Below are 15,939 nucleotides of genomic sequence, written 5' to 3'. Positions count from 1 at the left end.
ATCCTTTTTTTCAATTAAAATATTTGATGTCAAACGAAAAAAAGGTGTACATTTGCATCCGTATTCAATTATATTAAACGAATAAAACATTAGAACAAAATGAAAAAGGCTATTTTATCAGCGGCTATCATGCTCGCTTCCGTAGGTGCATACGCACAACATGCAGTAGGTTCAATCACACTTCAACCAAAGGTTGGTACCAATTTTGCCAACGTAACAGACGCAAAAGACACTGACCCACGCGTAGGTTCGGCAGCCGGTTTGGAGGCAGAATATCAGGTTACAGACCTCCTTTCTCTCTCAGCAGGTGCCATTTACTCTCAGCAGGGCTATAAAAGAGACTGGTCAGAGAATAGAATTGACTACTCAATCAAAGGCAAATTGGACTACATTAACGTGCCTATCCTTGCCAATGTGTACGTTACTAAGGGCTTGGCAGTTAAGTTAGGCTTACAGCCGGGCTTCAAAGTAAGCAGTAAATACGACAACAAGGAAACTGTTGCCGGTCATACTGTAAAGACATCTGGCGACATTGATGCCAAGAGCGTGGACTTTTCCATTCCTGTTGGTGTCTCTTACGAGTATGCAAACTTCCAGCTTGACGCCCGTTACAACTGGGGATTGACAAAGATTGCCAAGGGCAGCGACGACAAGAACTCCGTAATTCAGATTACACTTGGCTACAAGTTCGCCCTCTAAACAAAAGTAGAGTAGTGCCATCATCACATTGGCACATGCTGAAAAAGACATTGAAGGAGACAGACACCGCTCATGGTGCCTGTCTCTTTTTCGTATATCATTGCATAAATGCCATGCTTTGACTAATCACAGAAGAAGAAAATACACCTTATTATATAGGTTGATAATTGATTAAAAAGAGATTTCCTATTAATTAGAGTAAGGTTATCAATTAATTTCAGAAACACTCCTACCCTACTTTCAAAAAGAAAACATAAATAAAAAGAAGCTGTGCTACACTTCATAAGTATTGGAACCACGAATTTTTTTTAGTTTACCGCACAGCATTCTTTTGTTATGTTGCGCAATGTTCTCGGTTCCAATGTACAGCTTTGGTCGCTTTTTTCTACAACGTTCCCGATTGCAAAACACTGCGTTTTATCTGTTTCAGCACTATAGTGCCAGTATTTTCACCATATTGTGGAACACACAACTCAATCCCTTAGGTACTTGCATATTCCCCGTTGGTCTGTTTCAGTCTGTTGTAGATTTTGCCTGTCGGTTGCTTCATAGCATGTATTGCCCTGCTATGTTCGGAGTCTTATGGTTAATCACGTTTATGTGTAATCTTCCGCAAAGGTAGAAATAATTTCTGAAAGAAAAGGAAAAACACGATAAATATTTCAAAAAAGCAATATTTTTTTCAGGTTGACAGCTGTCGGCTCGCACACTATTATTGTTCTATTTTCCTATTATTGACAAACAATTGTAAAGAAAGCTGCTCATTGTATGGTCTTTTGTATAAAAAATATGAAATTTATTGGAATTCATTCGTACATATTTGCTAATATCAAACAATATCGTTATATTTGTAACGACTTAACATCTGTATTATAAAAGAAAGGAGTTTATATGAAAAGCTTAAATCATTATGAGTTGTACGACGACTATAAAACGGAGGAAAACGTTAGCAGAAATGAGCAGAAAATGGATAACAACCATTACAACAGTACAAATACGATAGATAAGGGACTTTTGGGAGGCGAGATATGGTACACCTAACACAACCTTCTAACAGCATTAATCTTATCTTGGAATTAGAAAAGCGCAACTTCCTTTTTGGGGTTGCGCTCTCTTTTTCTCTCTATTTCATTCTCTTGCCGTTACGCAAATAGAATGTTTTATGGCTATTGTTATTTCCTGACAAACGTGGTACTGCCTATCGGATACGGCAAAAATGTTTTGCCATTTACCTGTTAATCGGCTGGCGCCGTACCTTTATAACTTACGCTGAAAGACACTTCTGTAACACTTGAAAACAGCACTTGTGTAACCCGCTTACTCTCAACACGTTGCAAAAGGGTCTGTCTTGTATTCCCAAACAGGCTCTTTTGCATCGCAAAAGAGCCTGTTTTACAAATCCATATAAGTTCTTTCGGTCTTTAATCCAACCGGCCCTTAAGCCGACCATCTATTATTTTGTATTCATTGCAATGCCTTCTGGCATCTTCTATCTGCTCACCGGCATCTTGCCTACCCTATTTTCCTGCCCTAACCTGCTATGTATTCGATAAAGGCATAACTCCTTTGGTTATGGCAAAGCAGTGCTATTCCAATTCGGAAAGCTCGAGCCAGCGCAGTTCCTTTACGTCTAACTCGTCCTTCTTCCTTGGTAAAAGTATGCTGATTTCGGTAAGACGGTCTACAGCGAGCGTGCCCGAACAGAGCTGTTGCTCCATCTGCTCAATCTCGTTAGTAAGCTTTTCTATGTCGGCAGAAAGCATTTCGTATTCTCGTTTTTCCTTGTAGCTCATTCGCTTGCGCGTTTCGTTGTGGTAGTTGCGCTGTGTGGCGGTCTTCTTTTCCTTTGTCTTGTTTTCTTCAATGGTTTCTTTGCTCTTCAGGGCTTGGTATTCTCGGTACTGCGTATAGTTGCCGGGGAAGTCCTGTACCTGTCCATCGCCTTTGAAAACGAGCAGATGGTCCACCACCTTATCCATGAAATAGCGGTCGTGCGATACTATTATGACACAGCCGGGGAAGTCTTGCAGGTATTCTTCGAGTATCTGAAGCGTCTGAATATCAAGGTCGTTGGTAGGCTCGTCGAGTATCAGGAAGTTCGGATTGTGCATCAGTACAGTGCACAGATAGAGCTTGCGCTTTTCGCCACCCGACAGTTTTGCCACGTAGTTGTGCTGCATTTCGGGCGTGAAAAGGAAGTAGTTGAGGAACTGCGACGCCGTCATGTGGCGACCACCGCCAAGGTCTATGTAGTCGGCAATGTCGGTTATGATGTCGATAACCTTCTGGTCGTCTCTGAATTTCAGTCCGTCTTGCGAGAAGTAACCGAAGCTGACGGTTTCGCCGATGTCGAATTTGCCACTGTCGGGGCGTACCAATCCGAGCAGCATCTTGATGAATGTAGACTTGCCCGTGCCGTTGTTGCCCACGATTCCCATCTTTTCGAAGCGGGCAAAGTTGTAGTAGAAGTCTTTCAGTATGACTTTTTCGCCGAACGCCTTCGATACATACTGGCACTCAAATATCTTGCTGCCGATGTAAACATTCGATGCTTTCAGGCGGATTTGCCTCTCTTCGATGCGTTGCAGTGCCTTTGCCTGCAGTTCGTAGAAGGCTTCTTCACGGTAGCGCGCCTTGTGTCCGCGTGCCTGCGGCTGCCTGCGCATCCACTCTAACTCGGTGCGGTAGAGGTTGTTGGCGCGTGCAATTTCTGCCCGCGTGTTGGCAATGCGTTCCTGTCGCTTCTCTAAATAAAACGAATAGTTGCCCCGATAGGTGTAGATGGTGTGGTTGTCGAGTTCGAGAATGATGTTGCACACGTTGTCCAAGAAGTATCTGTCGTGCGTAACCATAAGCAAGGTCTTGTTCCCTCGTGCCAAAAAGCCTTCTAACCACACTATCATTTCGAGGTCGAGGTGGTTGGTTGGCTCGTCGAGAATGAGCAAATCGGGTTCCAGTATCAGCACGTTTGCCAGTGCCACACGCTTCTGCTGTCCGCCGCTAAGCTGCCCCATGGGCTGGTTTAGGTCGGTTATCTTGAGCGTTGTCAGTATTTGTTTGGCTTTCAATACCTTGTCCGGGTCGCCCTTATGGTTGAAACAAGCGTCGAGAACCGACTCTTCGGGGTTGAACTTCGGGCTTTGTTCCAGGCAGCTGACGCGCAAGTCGTTACGGTAGACAATGCTTCCCGACTCGTATCCCTCCCGTCCCGTGAGTATGGAAAGCAGGGTAGACTTGCCCGTTCCGTTCTTCGCTATCAGTCCAACGTGCTGTCCTTCTGCAATGGAGAAGGATATTTCGTCGAACAAGACCTGCGCTCCGAAACGTTTCGACAGCTTCTGAACGTCTAAATAAGGTATCTGCGCCATAGCCTATTTCGCCGTTCCGTTTGCCAATTCCGTGTTTATTCCTTCGATATAGTCGAGTATTTCCTCTCTGCCAGTCTTCTTCTCAGCCGACGTAATGAAGTATGGCGGAGTAACTTCCCATGTGTCTTCCAACTTCTCCATCCATGCTTCAGCATTCGCCTTCGCCTTTCCCTCCGACAGTTTGTCGGCTTTTGTGAAGACGATGGAGAAAGGAATGTTGCTCTGTCCCAACCAGTCTACGAACTCACGGTCTATTTTTTGCTGCTCGTGGCGTATGTCGATGAGCACGAATACGTTCACGAGCTGCTTGCGTTGCAAGATGTATTGCGCAATCATCTGCTCGAGCTTGTTGCGCACAGTCTTTGAACTCTTGGCATAGCCGTAGCCTGGGAGGTCTACAATGTACCACTCCTTGTTGATGATGAAGTGGTTGATAAGCAATGTCTTGCCAGGCTTTGCCGATGTCTTGGCAAGCCCCTTGTGGTTGCAAAGCATGTTTATCAGGCTCGACTTGCCGACGTTCGACCGACCGATGAATGCATATTCATTCTTCGTATCGTTGGGACACCTCGCTATTGAGGGCGAAGATATGCTGAATTCTGAAGTCTTTATTATCATGTCGGTTGGGGTTATTGCATGTCGTACACTACCTGCATGAGCTTCTTGCCTAATGCATCGGCTTCCTCAATGCTGCCTGCTTCGCTGTAAACACGTATGATTGGCTCGGTGTTCGACTTGCGGAGGTGTACCCACGATGTAGGAAAGTCGAGCTTAACACCGTCAATGTCGGTTACCTGTACGTCCTTTTCGTTGCCATAAAGCTGCTTAACCTTGGTCAAAATAGCATCTACGTCGGTCTCGGGAGTAAGGTCTATGCGGTTCTTTGCTATGAAATACTCAGGGAAAGTCTTGCGCAGTTCGCTTGCCTTCAAGCCCTTTTGCGCCAGCGAACTAAGGAAAAGAACGATTCCAACAAGTGCATCGCGACCGTAATGGCTCTCCGGATAGATGACGCCGCCGTTGCCTTCGCCGCCTATAACAGCACCTACCTCCTTCATTTTGGTAGTTACATTCACCTCGCCAACGGCTGCGGCATAGTACTTTCCGCCGTGTTTCTCGGTTACATCGCGCAAGGCTCGCGTAGAAGAAAGGTTGCTGACGGTGTTTCCTTTTACGTGGTCGAGAATGTAATCTGCCACACTTACCAACGTGTACTCCTCGCCAAACATGATGCCATCTTCCCGTATGAATGCCAGACGGTCCACGTCCGGGTCTACGACAATGCCGAGGTCGTAGCCTCCTTTCTTCATTTCTGTCATGATTCCACCGAGGTTTCGTTCTATCGGTTCGGGGTTATGGGCGAAGTCGCCCGTAGGTTCGCCGTTCAGCAGTGTATATTCCACACCGATTTGGTCGAGCAATTTGGGCAGGATAACGCCTCCGACAGAGTTGATTGTGTCTACACAGACACGGAACTTGCGGGCTTTAATGGCTTCCAAGTCTGCCAATTCGAGTGCTTTCACTGCGTTGATGTGGCGTTGGTCGAACGAGTTGTCCTCCCTGTAGTGTCCAAGTTGGTCTACGTCGGCATAGTTGAAATCTTCCTTTTCTGCTATGTCGAGCACGGCAGCACCGTCTGCAGCCGTCAAGAATTCGCCCTCGTTGTTTAGCAATTTCAGTGCGTTCCACTGGCGTGGATTGTGCGATGCCGTTATAATAATGCCACCATCGGCACCTTCCATGCGCACGGCAAGCTCCGTAGTCGGTGTAGTTGCCAAGCCAATGTTCACTACATCGGCGCCAATACCCATGAGCGTGCCGCACACTACGTTCTTTACCATCTCGCCGGAGATGCGTGCATCGCGTCCGACAACAATCTTCAGCTTCTTTCCCGGGTGCTGTCTTGCAATGTAAGTAGCGTAAGCCGATGTGAATTTAACAATGTCAAGCGGGTTCAAAGTGTCGCCCGTCGGTCCGCCAATGGTACCCCGAATGCCTGAAATAGACTTTATAAGTGTCATCTTCTGTATAAGTTTAAAGCCACGACAACGTTGGTACGAGCCGTGGCATGTATTGTTTTCTGTTGTTAAGCACCCCTTTGGAAGGTTATATCGTAGAAGCAAGCGTACACTTGTTTGTTGGCTAAGGCTTGCCCTTGAGCCGATGGGACTATGAGACGCACGTGTGCCAACTTGTCGGTAGCACTTTTAATGCGCCCCAATTTAATGTAAGGCAGCGGCACAAGCCAGCCTTTCGGGACGGACACAGTTTTGTAAATGCGTGCCATGACGCTCGAAGCCTTGTCGAACGAAGCCGTAAACGTCCCGCTGATTCGTGTAACCATCATCTTGTCTACCACTCCGTCCCAACGCAAATTCCTGTTAGTGAGCTGCAACGTGTCGCCCGGCACGTTGATTTCGTCGAACCTGCAAAGCACGGTTGCCGTCTCTCCGTCTTTCAATTTCTCGCCCGTTCCCTCGTAAGCTATTTGCATATACACGCCGGAATTTTTAAGAAGGACGTACTGATTCTTTGATATGTCGGTCTTAGAACCTTGTTTTTCGAACTGAACTTCCGAGATAACGTTTATCTTATGCTTTACTATAAACGCATTAATAGACTTGCGTTCGCGTTTCAACTGGTCGTCGTAAGTGTCATGGTCGCGGCACGAACTTATGCAAATTGCACCTAACACGAGTGCAAGTAGAAAGATAATCTTCTTCATTTGCTATATTTCTGTTTCCTTATATATTGGTTGCAAAGGTAGCAAAATAAAACAAATACACGTATAAAGTGTTTCTATAAAATATATAAAATATTGTAATTCGGCTTAGTTCTTCTACATGCCATATTGCAGAAGAGCGGGTTTCGCAATGTAAAACCCACCCTTTTACGATGCAAAACAGTGGGTTTTGGCGTGCAAAAGGGTGGGTTTTAAAATCGCAGAATATTTTTACTGTCTCATATTTGCCGTATCATCAGTCTGCCGACAGCCTTATAGCTGTATGCAACAGCGATGTTGCAGCTGTGCGTTCAAGTTTATATTGATGGAGTTTCTCCGCCGCTTTCCAAGACAGAACTGAGGCTATGGCATAGCAAATCCTAATACGACTCGTCGTTGTTCGGGAATGTTTGTGCCTTCACACACCTCATATAATCGGCAATTCCATCGGCCATACACTTCCTTACATCGGCAAAATGTCGTAAGAATTTGGGCTTAAAACCTTGCGTCATACCCATAGCGTCGGCATAAACCAGTACTTGTCCGTCGGTTCCGCTGCCTGCTCCAATGCCAATGGTGGGCGTCTTGATTTGCTTCGACACCTCGGCGGCTAATGCTTGTGGCACTTTCTCCAACACCAAAGCGCACACGCCAGCTTCGTCCAACAGCTTGGCATCGTCCAACAGCTTGGTTGCTTCTGCCTCGTTCTTTGCCCTTAAGCCGTAACCACCGAACTTATGCACGCTCTGGGGGGTCAGTCCGAGATGCCCTACTACAGGTATGCCTGCTGCAATAATAGCCTTTACAGTGGCAACAACCTCGCTGCCCCCTTCTAATTTCACGGCATCTACACCGCTTTCCTTCATTATGCGAATGGCATTGCGCACTCCTTCGTCGCTATTAACCTGATAACTACCAAACGGCATGTCGCATACTACAAAGGCATGGGCACACGCTTTTGCCACTGCCTTGGCATGATAAATCATTGCTTCGATGGTTATGGGCAACGTGTTGTCGTTTCCACACATTACGTTCGAAGCCGAATCGCCAACCAGTATGCTGTCTATGCCGGATTCGTCGAATATTTTTGCCGTTGTATAATCATATGCCGTAATCTGCGCAATCTTCTCTCCTGCACCCTTCATCTGCCGAAGTGTTACTGCAGTTATCTTCTTCTTGTCTGTTGATAAATAGCCCATTATGTTGTATATGCCTCGTTATTGTTCCGTTAGTTCATAGCCAACGAAGTTTGGTATTACTTCTTTCGTAAACTCTTTAATGCTTTCTGCCGGGTTTGTAGTAGCCAGTCCAACCACTCGTGCCTTGGCTGCAACACCTGCACGAAGTCCGTTAAAGCTATCCTCGAACACTATGCAGTCGGCTGGATCTACGCCTAATGCATGTGCAGCGGTGAGATATCCATCAGGCGAAGGCTTACTTTCGTGGAAGTCTTCAGCCGTAAACACAGCATCGAAAAGTTGTTTGAACATGGGGTGTTGGTGGTACACGTTTTCCATCTTGGCTTTATTGGAACTCGTTACTATTGCTGTTTTTACACCACTTTGCTTCAACTGTTGCACAAAGTCGGTCAAACCGTCTACATACGTGTACTGCATTTGGCGTTCATATTCGTCCGCTCGGCGTGTTATCTCTGCCTGTCGGTTGGGCTGTCCTGCAAAATAGCGATTGTAAATTTGGGTTAGGGTCTGTCCTTTTATCTTTAATTCCAAATCTTGTTCGGTTGGATAAAACTCGTTAAAGATACTTTTCCAGAACTCTGTATAAAGTGGTTCGGTGTCAAACACCACTCCATCTAAATCGAAAAGACACGCCTTTATCATTTTCATTATATTGTTGTTTTCGTTGTGCAAAGTTACGAAAGTTTTTTGTAACTTTGCCTTTCAATATGGCAAAGAAGAGTTTTATATCTGTTTTAGTCTTGTTATCGGCTTGCATTATGGCAGCAAGCTGTACACAAAAGAAAGCAAAAGCAAAGCTGGTTGTGCCCACCGACAAGGTTACAATGGACACTACCATTCGGTTCAATAAGGATGCTGCGTGCCAAATACATATAAGTTACGCCTTCTTAAAGGGTAAACAGTATGCCGTTGCCAACGATTCGTTGCTCAGAATGGGCACTTTGCAGCCTAATTACTTCGCTACAAGCTACGAAAAACTTGCTCCGCAGCAGGTAATACCGCGGTTGGCACAGAACTATGGTAAGGAATATCTGGAGTTGGCACGCTGGTTGAAGGACCGCGAACATGCCGCCAGTCAGCTAAATTGGGCGCTTAACATAGACACACGCATACTTCCCGGCAAGGGAGACTACGTGGTTTACCTGTCGAACATTGCCATTAAGACGGGCGAAACCACCTCAAAATATTCTCTTTGCTTCAATATCGACCCGCAAACTGGCAGGCAGATAACGTTGAAAGAAGTGTTTGGAGACGATTACAACGAGACTTTGACGAAGAAAATCATCGAAAAAATGGCAAAAAACAACGATTGGGACAACGACGATTTGGCGCAAGCGCAAGCCAAAGGATATTTCGTAGGCATCAAACCCTACCCTTCTAACAATTTTATTCTGTCCGACGACTCTACAACTTTTATATATTCGCCGGGTGAAATAAACCCTAAAGAGGTGCGAGTTACAATAGAAAATTAACGAAGAACATAGATATGGCAGACCTTATTACTAAATATTTTCCCAACATAACAGCTCGACAACGCGAGCAATTCGACGCTTTGTACGACCTGTATGCCGATTGGAACGCAAAAATAAACGTCATTTCGCGCAAGGATATAACCAATTTGTATGAACACCATGTGCTGCATTCGCTTGCAATAGCCAAGTTCATAAACTTCAGAGACGACACAAATGTACTCGATTTGGGTACCGGCGGCGGCTTTCCGGGCATTCCGCTGGCAATAATGTTCCCCAATGCGAACTTTAAAATGATAGATGGAACGGGCAAAAAGATTAAGGTTGCCACCGAAATTGCCAATGCCATAGGTTTGGAAAACGTGCTTCTGCAACACAAGCGCGGCGAAGAAGAGAGGGGAAAGTTCGACTTTATTGTATCGAGAGCAGTAATGCCACTATCCGATATGATGAAAATTGTACGCAAAAACATAGCGAAGGACAACCATAATGCCTTTGAGAACGGCATAATAGTACTGAAAGGAGGAACGCTTGACGAGGAATTGAAACCCTTTAAGAAGATTGTTGTACAAGAAAAGCTGTCGCAATGGTTTGAAGAACCGTGGTTCGAAGAAAAGAATTTAATATATGTCCCTTGCGTTTAGCCTGTTAATAAGCGGCTATTAAAGTAGATTATAAGACTCAAAAAAGACATTTATATGATACAAATAAAGCGTTTTGTGTTCAACATGATAGAAGAAAACACCTATATTATATGGGACGACAGTCTGGAATGTGTCATCATTGACTGCGGTGCTTTCTATGAAGAAGAACGCCAGACAATAGTAGACTTCATTCAAGACAACCATCTTAAACCCGTCCACTTGCTGGCTACGCATGCCCATCTCGACCATAATTTCGGCATAAACACGATAAACGATGAGTTCGGACTGCTGCCGGAGGTGTCCGAAAAAGACGCTCCTGCATTGCGTTCGCTCAAGGAACAGGCGCGGAATATGTTCGGAATGCAGCTAAACTACGACTTCCCGCCTGTTGAACACACCTTTAAAGCAGGCGAAACGATTAGGTTTGGGCATCACGAACTGACGGTTATAGACTGTCCGGGACACACTCCGGGAGGTGTAACTTTCTATTGCAAAGAAGAAAATGTGGCGTTTACGGGCGACACGCTCTTCCGTGGCAGCGTGGGACGGACCGACTTTGAGGGTGGAAGTATGTTCCAACTGATTAGCAGTTTAAGGGAATTGTCGCAGCTGCCCGACGACACCGTAGTGTATCCGGGGCACGGAGAGCAGACAACAATAGGCTACGAGCTTGCTCACAATCCCTATATGGACCGATAGAAATATGACGACAGCGCAGCAACATCCATCGAAAATCATTCTCGGCATAGACCCAGGGACAAACGTCATGGGCTATGGCGTGATACGGACACAAGGCAATAAGGCTGAAATGGTGGTGATGGGCGTTATCGATATGCGCAAAGAGAAAGACGTGTACCTGCGCTTGGGCAAGGTTTTTGAACGTGTTACGGGCATAATAGAAGAGTATCTGCCCGATGAAATGGCAATAGAAGCACCTTTTTTTGGCAAGAACATACAGTCGATGCTGAAGTTAGGACGAGCTCAAGGGGTAGCCATTGCAGCAGCAATACAGCGCGAAGTGCCCATACATGAGTATGCTCCGCTGAAGATTAAGATGGCTATAACAGGCAACGGCTCGGCTTCCAAAGACCAAGTAGCCGGCATGTTGCAACGCTTGCTGCACTTGCAGGACAGCGAAATGCCGCAGTTCATGGACGCAACCGATGCTCTCGGTGCTGCCTACTGCCACTTTCTGCAGTCTAATCGCCCCAATTCTGATGCCAAACACTATGGTTCGTGGAAAGATTTTGCCCTTAAAAACAAGTCGCGCATTAGTAATAAATAACATAAAACTATATAAAAATTAAACGTTCTGCACGATTTTACGGCAGAAGAGTCGTAATTTTGCACAACGAAATAATAGCTGACGAATATAAACGGACTATCCCGACATTGTCAGACAACGGAGACGGCAATGTTGAAAGACGACAATAACATTATTGGATAATAAAGATAACAATTAAACTTGATAGCAATGATTAAATTAAAGAAAGCAACCATGGCACTTGTAGCCATCTTGTTCACTGCCACTACTTATGCCCAGACGCCCCAACGAGTGTACGATCAGATTTACAGAAGCTCGTATAAGGTAGCTTCCGACAAGTCTGAAGATACCGAAATACGTAAGATTGCATCGTTCAAAGTAGATGCAATATCTTACTTAAAGACCAAAACGCTGGAGGCGTTGTCGGCATCTGACAAGGAATTGACAGGCAAAGAGATTGCTCATTTAAACTCTCAGTTGGACTCAATGGCATACTATATGTACGACTTTGTGAACCTTTACCTGAAGAATTATGCCAAGGCAGGAAACGAAAAAGAGAAAAATCGTGTGAGAAAGATATTCCGTGATGCCAGCATAAACCACCCTCTGTATGGCGACAAGGACGACGAAGTGGTATTGGCATACTACAATCGTGATGACTACCCCACCCAATTCTCGCTCGACACAAACTGGATTGCAGCGCTCGAAGAGGTCAAAAAGGAACTAAAGTAACCCTTTTAGCCCTGCAAAAAACGTGATATCAACACATAACTGACGTGTTCCGAACGTATGATAAACATATTCGGAACATTGTTTTTTTAGTCTTATACAACAACAAACAAGTTATATGAATTGAAAGTCCCACTTGCTTCAAACAGCAAATGGGACTTTACTCTAAAACAATAAAAATGTTTAGTCGTAATAACTGATACCTAAATACAATGCCATAAACAAGCATATAGTCAAAAAAAGCATATATCTCTCATGCTTATTCAAAGGCTATTGGCATTCAGAGTTATCAATCATACTATCACTACTAATACTATTATCTCTGCAAATATATCGTATTTAACCGACAAAGTCTTTGGAAATATCCAATAAATAGAGCCTTTATGAATTCAAACGTTTGCACTATTCACACATTTAAGACACAGATTGACGAGATGGAAAGATGCAAATGAGGAAATAAAAGAGTTTGAATTAAGATACTAAAGAATATAAAAAAAGCCACTCCTTCACAGGAATGACTTTTCAAGAAGTATTTATAAATGATTGATAGGTTTATCCATTCATTGATAACAAGAACTCGTTGTTATCGCGAGTATGCAACATTCGGTCGTGAATAGAGTTCATTGCCTCTATCGGATTCATGTCTGCGATGTACTTACGGAGTATCCACATGCGGTCGATAGTGGTCTTGTCCTGCAGTAAATCATCGCGACGTGTGCTCGAAGCAACGAGATTGACAGATGGGAAGATACGTTTGTTGCTGAGAGAACGGTCGAGTTGCAACTCCATGTTACCCGTTCCCTTGAACTCTTCGAATATGACTTCGTCCATCTTAGAACCTGTATCGATGAGCGCTGTTGCTATAATGGTGAGCGAACCTCCACCTTCTATGTTACGGGCGGCACCGAAAAAGCGTTTCGGTTTCTGCAATGCGTTGGCATCAACACCACCCGTCAGCACCTTGCCGGAGGCTGGGGCGACTGTGTTATAGGCACGTGCGAGACGTGTAATGGAGTCGAGGAAGATAACGACATCGTGCCCACACTCTACCATTCGCTTTGCTTTTTCCAGTACAATGCCTGCTATTTTCACATGGCGTTCGGCTGGTTCATCGAACGTAGATGCTATTACTTCGGCATTAACCGTACGTGCCATGTCGGTAACTTCCTCCGGACGCTCGTCTATAAGCAGCATCATGAGGTATGCTTCAGGGTGGTTTGCTGCTATGGCATTGGCTATATCCTTCATTAATATAGTCTTACCTGTCTTTGGCTGAGCCACAATCAGCGCACGTTGTCCCTTTCCAATCGGTGAGAAAAGGTCTACCACGCGAGTCGAAAGGTTTGTTGTGCGTGGGTCGCCACACAGTGTGAACTTCTCGTCGGGGAACAATGGTGTCAGATGTTCGAACGAAACACGGTCTCGAACTTCTGCCGGTGCACGCCCGTTTATCATGTCTATCGAGGTAAGTGGGAAGTATTTCTCTCCTTCATGGGGTGGTCTTACGTGGCATTCCACCACATCGCCCGTCTTCAAACCGTTCTGTTTAATCTGGTTTGCAGGCACATACACGTCGTCGGGCGACGATAAGTAGTTGTAATCGCTGGACCGCAAGAAACCATAACCGTCGGGCATAACTTCCAAAACGCCATTTGCCTTAATGATATTGTTAAAGTCGTAGGTTGGTGCAACGTCCTGCTGTGTAGTCGATTCGTTGTAGTATGATGCATGGTTGGCATCGGCTGGAATGTTAGGACGGTCGAACATGTCGTAAGAAGGCACCATACCTTGGTCTTCCACGGGTATGTCTACCACTGTTATAAAGTCTGTCCCATCGCCTGGGTCGCCCTCCCACACACCGTCTTTAACCGTATTTTCTGCTTCTTCCATTTGCTCGTTGCGTGCGTTTACCTTTGCCTGGAGCTGTTCAAGAAGGTTCTCCGTGTTCTCGTTTTCGGGTGTTTGTCCGTTTTGCGATACAAATTCGGCTTCCGGTATCACCATTTCCGTTGTATCGTTGGCGGGTGTTTCTGTCTCAGCAATTTCTTCTACAGGTTGTGCAACAGGTTTTGTTGCTGTTTCAACAGGTGCCTCTGCAGGAATGTCGGTTGTTGTTTCGGTTGCTGTTTCTGCAGGTTTTTCCTCTTTTACGTTGTTTTCCGGAGTTTTTTCAGCAGCGGTGTCAGCCTGTGCCTGTGTTTCTTCCTTCTTCTTGCGTCCACGTTTTTTAGGAGTTTCCGCAGGTTTTTCTGTTTCGGTTTCTTGCTTTCCGGCAGTCTGTGTGTCGGGCAAGTCTTTAAACAAACTTGGCAAGGCAGTGTTTTGCACCTTATTTTTTTGCAGGTCAAAGTTTTCTCCTTCTTTTCCGTGTACGGTGTAAACTTTGTCCGTTTCCTTCTTTGTTATCCTCGTACGCTTACGCTTTGTTGCTCCCAAAGGGTGCGATATGCCGGCGTTAACGGCCTGTCTGTCCAATATGGCATAGATAATGGCCTCTTTATCGTCAGATTTTTTATAGTCCGCTCCAAGGTCTTTTGCGATATTCGCCAGCTCGGGAATATCCTTTTCTAATAATTCTTCTTTACTAAACATAAAGTATTATATATGTTATATCGAAATTTTGATATTGTGGAGGTAAAGGTTTCAGAACCGAAACCTTATGTTTTCAATTCGGTTGCAAAGGTAAATGATTTATTTGGATATAGCAAGTGATTGCCCGTTTTTTTTGAAATTGGATTTCAGTTCTCTTATTTTCGCTTCAGTTCGTCCTGGAAAGCGAGCAATGCTTTCAGCACTATTTGTTCGGCTTCGGGTACAGAACAGTAGAGCTTTCCGCCTGAAGCATCGGCGTGTCCGCCCCCATTGAAGTATCGGACCGCCATTGGCTGGCAGTGGAACCCGTTGCTTGACCGCAGACTTACTAATACAAGGTTGGGGCGTTCGGTGTCTTCGCGCAACGATATGCTTAGTTTCAGCCCCTTAATCTGTAGCGGCGAGTTCACCACACCTTCCAAATCGCCTTTTACAAAGTGGAAACGGCACATGTCTTCCCTGGTTACCATGAAGTAAGCGGCATGCAATTCGTTTACAACTTTCATCTTACTGGCTATGATATGGGCACGGAAGCGCAGCGCATTCACCGAATAGTTATGGAAGACCCGGTTGTATATGCTGTCCTTATCGATGCCTTTCGACAGCAATTGTCCGATTACGAAGTATATTTCGGGGCGTGTAGAGTTGTAGGTGAAGCCTCCGGTGTCGGTCATCATGCCGCAATAAATGCACTGTGCACATTCTTTCGTCATGCTGTCGTATCCTTCTAACTGACTGATGATGTAGAATATCATTTCGCTTGTACTCGACATGTCAGGTCGCGATACGGTTATTGCGTTGTCGGTCTGTGGTTCCAAGTGGTGGTCTATGAGTATTCGCTTTGCCTGACAGCCCTCAAGGGTGGCTTGCATCGCCTCAACGCGTGCATATTGGTTGAAGTCCAAGCAGCAGACAAGATCTGCCCTGTCGAATGCCTGTTGTACTTTTTCAGGGTGCTTGTCGTATCGCAGCACGGTACTTGCGCCTGGAAGCCATTGCAGGAAGTCGGGATATGCATCTGGCATGCATAGCGTTACATCCGTCTTACCTATCTGGTTCAGGTACAATTTCCACGCCAACGAAGAGCCTATGGCATCTCCATCGGGCGATTTATGTGCACAAATGACGATGTGTTCTGCCTCGGTTACAATTTGCTGCAACTGTTTAGCTTCTGCATCGCCCAGTAATCTGATGTTCATTTGTCTCTATGTTGTTCTTGTGCGTATGCTATTTCGATACGTTGATGCATCGAA

The 15,939-nt window shown here is 45.4% G+C and carries 15 protein-coding genes; 7 read left to right on the top strand and 8 right to left on the bottom strand.

Annotation, left to right across the window (positions count from 1 at the left end; genetic code table 11):
• Positions 1-99: 99 nt before the first annotated feature.
• Positions 100-699 carry a porin family protein gene (locus RDV52_RS08675; RefSeq protein WP_004366033.1) on the top strand — a complete coding sequence of 200 codons (600 nt, stop codon included), beginning with the start codon at positions 100-102 and terminating at the stop codon, positions 697-699.
• Between the two features lie 891 nt (positions 700-1,590).
• Positions 1,591-1,740 carry a hypothetical protein gene (locus RDV52_RS08670; RefSeq protein WP_004366035.1) on the top strand — a complete coding sequence of 50 codons (150 nt, stop codon included), beginning with the start codon at positions 1,591-1,593 and terminating at the stop codon, positions 1,738-1,740.
• Positions 1,741-2,285: 545 nt separating this feature from the next.
• Here the strand turns inward: RDV52_RS08670 and RDV52_RS08665 are convergent.
• From RDV52_RS08665 to RDV52_RS08640, 6 genes are all read right to left on the bottom strand, one after another.
• Positions 2,286-4,067 carry an ABC-F family ATP-binding cassette domain-containing protein gene (locus tag RDV52_RS08665; RefSeq protein WP_004366040.1) on the bottom strand — a complete coding sequence of 594 codons (1,782 nt, stop codon included), beginning with the start codon at positions 4,065-4,067 and terminating at the stop codon, positions 2,286-2,288.
• A gap of 3 nt (positions 4,068-4,070) precedes the next feature.
• Positions 4,071-4,685 (bottom strand): ribosome biogenesis GTP-binding protein YihA/YsxC, encoded by a 615-nt coding sequence (gene yihA, locus RDV52_RS08660; protein ID WP_004363537.1) that lies wholly within the window; start codon positions 4,683-4,685, stop codon positions 4,071-4,073.
• Between the two features lie 11 nt (positions 4,686-4,696).
• A complete protein-coding gene (glmM, locus tag RDV52_RS08655; protein ID WP_040556763.1) occupies positions 4,697-6,088 on the bottom strand; it encodes a phosphoglucosamine mutase in 1,392 nt (463 codons plus the stop codon).
• A gap of 65 nt (positions 6,089-6,153) precedes the next feature.
• Positions 6,154-6,792, bottom strand: a complete 639-nt coding sequence (locus RDV52_RS08650) for a DUF4827 domain-containing protein (RefSeq protein ID WP_004366045.1) — start codon at positions 6,790-6,792, stop codon at positions 6,154-6,156.
• A 377-nt stretch (positions 6,793-7,169) separates the two neighbouring features.
• Complete coding sequence (panB, locus tag RDV52_RS08645) at positions 7,170-7,988, bottom strand: 3-methyl-2-oxobutanoate hydroxymethyltransferase (protein ID WP_004366048.1); 819 nt, start codon at positions 7,986-7,988, stop codon at positions 7,170-7,172.
• A gap of 18 nt (positions 7,989-8,006) precedes the next feature.
• On the bottom strand, positions 8,007-8,636 hold the full coding sequence (locus RDV52_RS08640) for an HAD family hydrolase (protein WP_004366049.1): 630 nt from the start codon (positions 8,634-8,636) through the stop codon (positions 8,007-8,009).
• Between the two features lie 110 nt (positions 8,637-8,746).
• On the opposite strand from RDV52_RS08640, the gene RDV52_RS08635 reads away from it, so the two are divergent.
• The 5 genes from RDV52_RS08635 to RDV52_RS08615 all read left to right on the top strand — a co-directional run bounded on the left by RDV52_RS08635 (position 8,747) and on the right by RDV52_RS08615 (position 12,097).
• Positions 8,747-9,460, top strand: a complete 714-nt coding sequence (locus RDV52_RS08635; protein WP_223381147.1) for an RsiV family protein — start codon at positions 8,747-8,749, stop codon at positions 9,458-9,460.
• Between the two features lie 14 nt (positions 9,461-9,474).
• Positions 9,475-10,101, top strand: a complete 627-nt coding sequence (gene rsmG / locus RDV52_RS08630) for a 16S rRNA (guanine(527)-N(7))-methyltransferase RsmG (protein WP_004366051.1) — start codon at positions 9,475-9,477, stop codon at positions 10,099-10,101.
• A gap of 54 nt (positions 10,102-10,155) precedes the next feature.
• Positions 10,156-10,800: an MBL fold metallo-hydrolase gene (locus RDV52_RS08625; RefSeq protein ID WP_004366052.1), complete on the top strand. Its 645-nt coding sequence runs from the start codon at positions 10,156-10,158 to the stop codon at positions 10,798-10,800.
• Positions 10,801-10,804: 4 nt separating this feature from the next.
• Positions 10,805-11,386, top strand: coding sequence for a crossover junction endodeoxyribonuclease RuvC (ruvC, locus tag RDV52_RS08620; protein WP_004366053.1), 582 nt, complete (start codon positions 10,805-10,807; stop codon positions 11,384-11,386).
• Positions 11,387-11,575: 189 nt separating this feature from the next.
• On the top strand, positions 11,576-12,097 hold the full coding sequence (locus tag RDV52_RS08615) for a hypothetical protein (RefSeq protein WP_004363552.1): 522 nt from the start codon (positions 11,576-11,578) through the stop codon (positions 12,095-12,097).
• A 549-nt stretch (positions 12,098-12,646) separates the two neighbouring features.
• Here RDV52_RS08615 and rho read toward each other — a convergent pair.
• Both rho and RDV52_RS08605 read right to left on the bottom strand, forming a co-directional pair.
• Positions 12,647-14,686: a transcription termination factor Rho gene (rho, locus tag RDV52_RS08610; RefSeq protein WP_004366054.1), complete on the bottom strand. Its 2,040-nt coding sequence runs from the start codon at positions 14,684-14,686 to the stop codon at positions 12,647-12,649.
• A gap of 155 nt (positions 14,687-14,841) precedes the next feature.
• A complete protein-coding gene (locus RDV52_RS08605) occupies positions 14,842-15,885 on the bottom strand; it encodes a DHH family phosphoesterase (protein WP_004366055.1) in 1,044 nt (347 codons plus the stop codon).
• Between the last annotated feature and the right edge of the window lie 54 nt (positions 15,886-15,939).

The sequence above is a fragment of the Prevotella nigrescens genome, from assembly GCF_031191185.1.
GTDB lineage: Bacteria > Bacteroidota > Bacteroidia > Bacteroidales > Bacteroidaceae > Prevotella > Prevotella nigrescens.
Note: the sequence above shows the minus strand (reverse complement) of the source record. Positions and strands in the feature narration are given on the sequence as shown.

Excerpts from the sequence above, each read along its gene's own strand:
- RDV52_RS08640 (WP_004366049.1), bottom strand. The coding sequence starts at position 8,636 with ATGAAAATGATAAAGGCGTGTCTTTTCGATTTAGATGGAGTGGTGTTT.
- RDV52_RS08675 (WP_004366033.1), top strand. The coding sequence starts at position 100 with ATGAAAAAGGCTATTTTATCAGCGGCTATCATGCTCGCTTCCGTAGGT.
- ruvC (WP_004366053.1), top strand. The coding sequence starts at position 10,805 with ATGACGACAGCGCAGCAACATCCATCGAAAATCATTCTCGGCATAGAC.
- RDV52_RS08650 (WP_004366045.1), bottom strand. The coding sequence starts at position 6,792 with ATGAAGAAGATTATCTTTCTACTTGCACTCGTGTTAGGTGCAATTTGC.
- rsmG (WP_004366051.1), top strand. The coding sequence starts at position 9,475 with ATGGCAGACCTTATTACTAAATATTTTCCCAACATAACAGCTCGACAA.
- glmM (WP_040556763.1), bottom strand. The coding sequence starts at position 6,088 with ATGACACTTATAAAGTCTATTTCAGGCATTCGGGGTACCATTGGCGGA.
- RDV52_RS08615 (WP_004363552.1), top strand. The coding sequence starts at position 11,576 with ATGATTAAATTAAAGAAAGCAACCATGGCACTTGTAGCCATCTTGTTC.
- yihA (WP_004363537.1), bottom strand. The coding sequence starts at position 4,685 with ATGATAATAAAGACTTCAGAATTCAGCATATCTTCGCCCTCAATAGCG.
- RDV52_RS08625 (WP_004366052.1), top strand. The coding sequence starts at position 10,156 with ATGATACAAATAAAGCGTTTTGTGTTCAACATGATAGAAGAAAACACC.
- RDV52_RS08635 (WP_223381147.1), top strand. The coding sequence starts at position 8,747 with ATGGCAGCAAGCTGTACACAAAAGAAAGCAAAAGCAAAGCTGGTTGTG.
- RDV52_RS08665 (WP_004366040.1), bottom strand. The coding sequence starts at position 4,067 with ATGGCGCAGATACCTTATTTAGACGTTCAGAAGCTGTCGAAACGTTTC.
- panB (WP_004366048.1), bottom strand. The coding sequence starts at position 7,988 with ATGGGCTATTTATCAACAGACAAGAAGAAGATAACTGCAGTAACACTT.
- RDV52_RS08670 (WP_004366035.1), top strand. The coding sequence starts at position 1,591 with ATGAAAAGCTTAAATCATTATGAGTTGTACGACGACTATAAAACGGAG.
- RDV52_RS08605 (WP_004366055.1), bottom strand. The coding sequence starts at position 15,885 with ATGAACATCAGATTACTGGGCGATGCAGAAGCTAAACAGTTGCAGCAA.
- rho (WP_004366054.1), bottom strand. The coding sequence starts at position 14,686 with ATGTTTAGTAAAGAAGAATTATTAGAAAAGGATATTCCCGAGCTGGCG.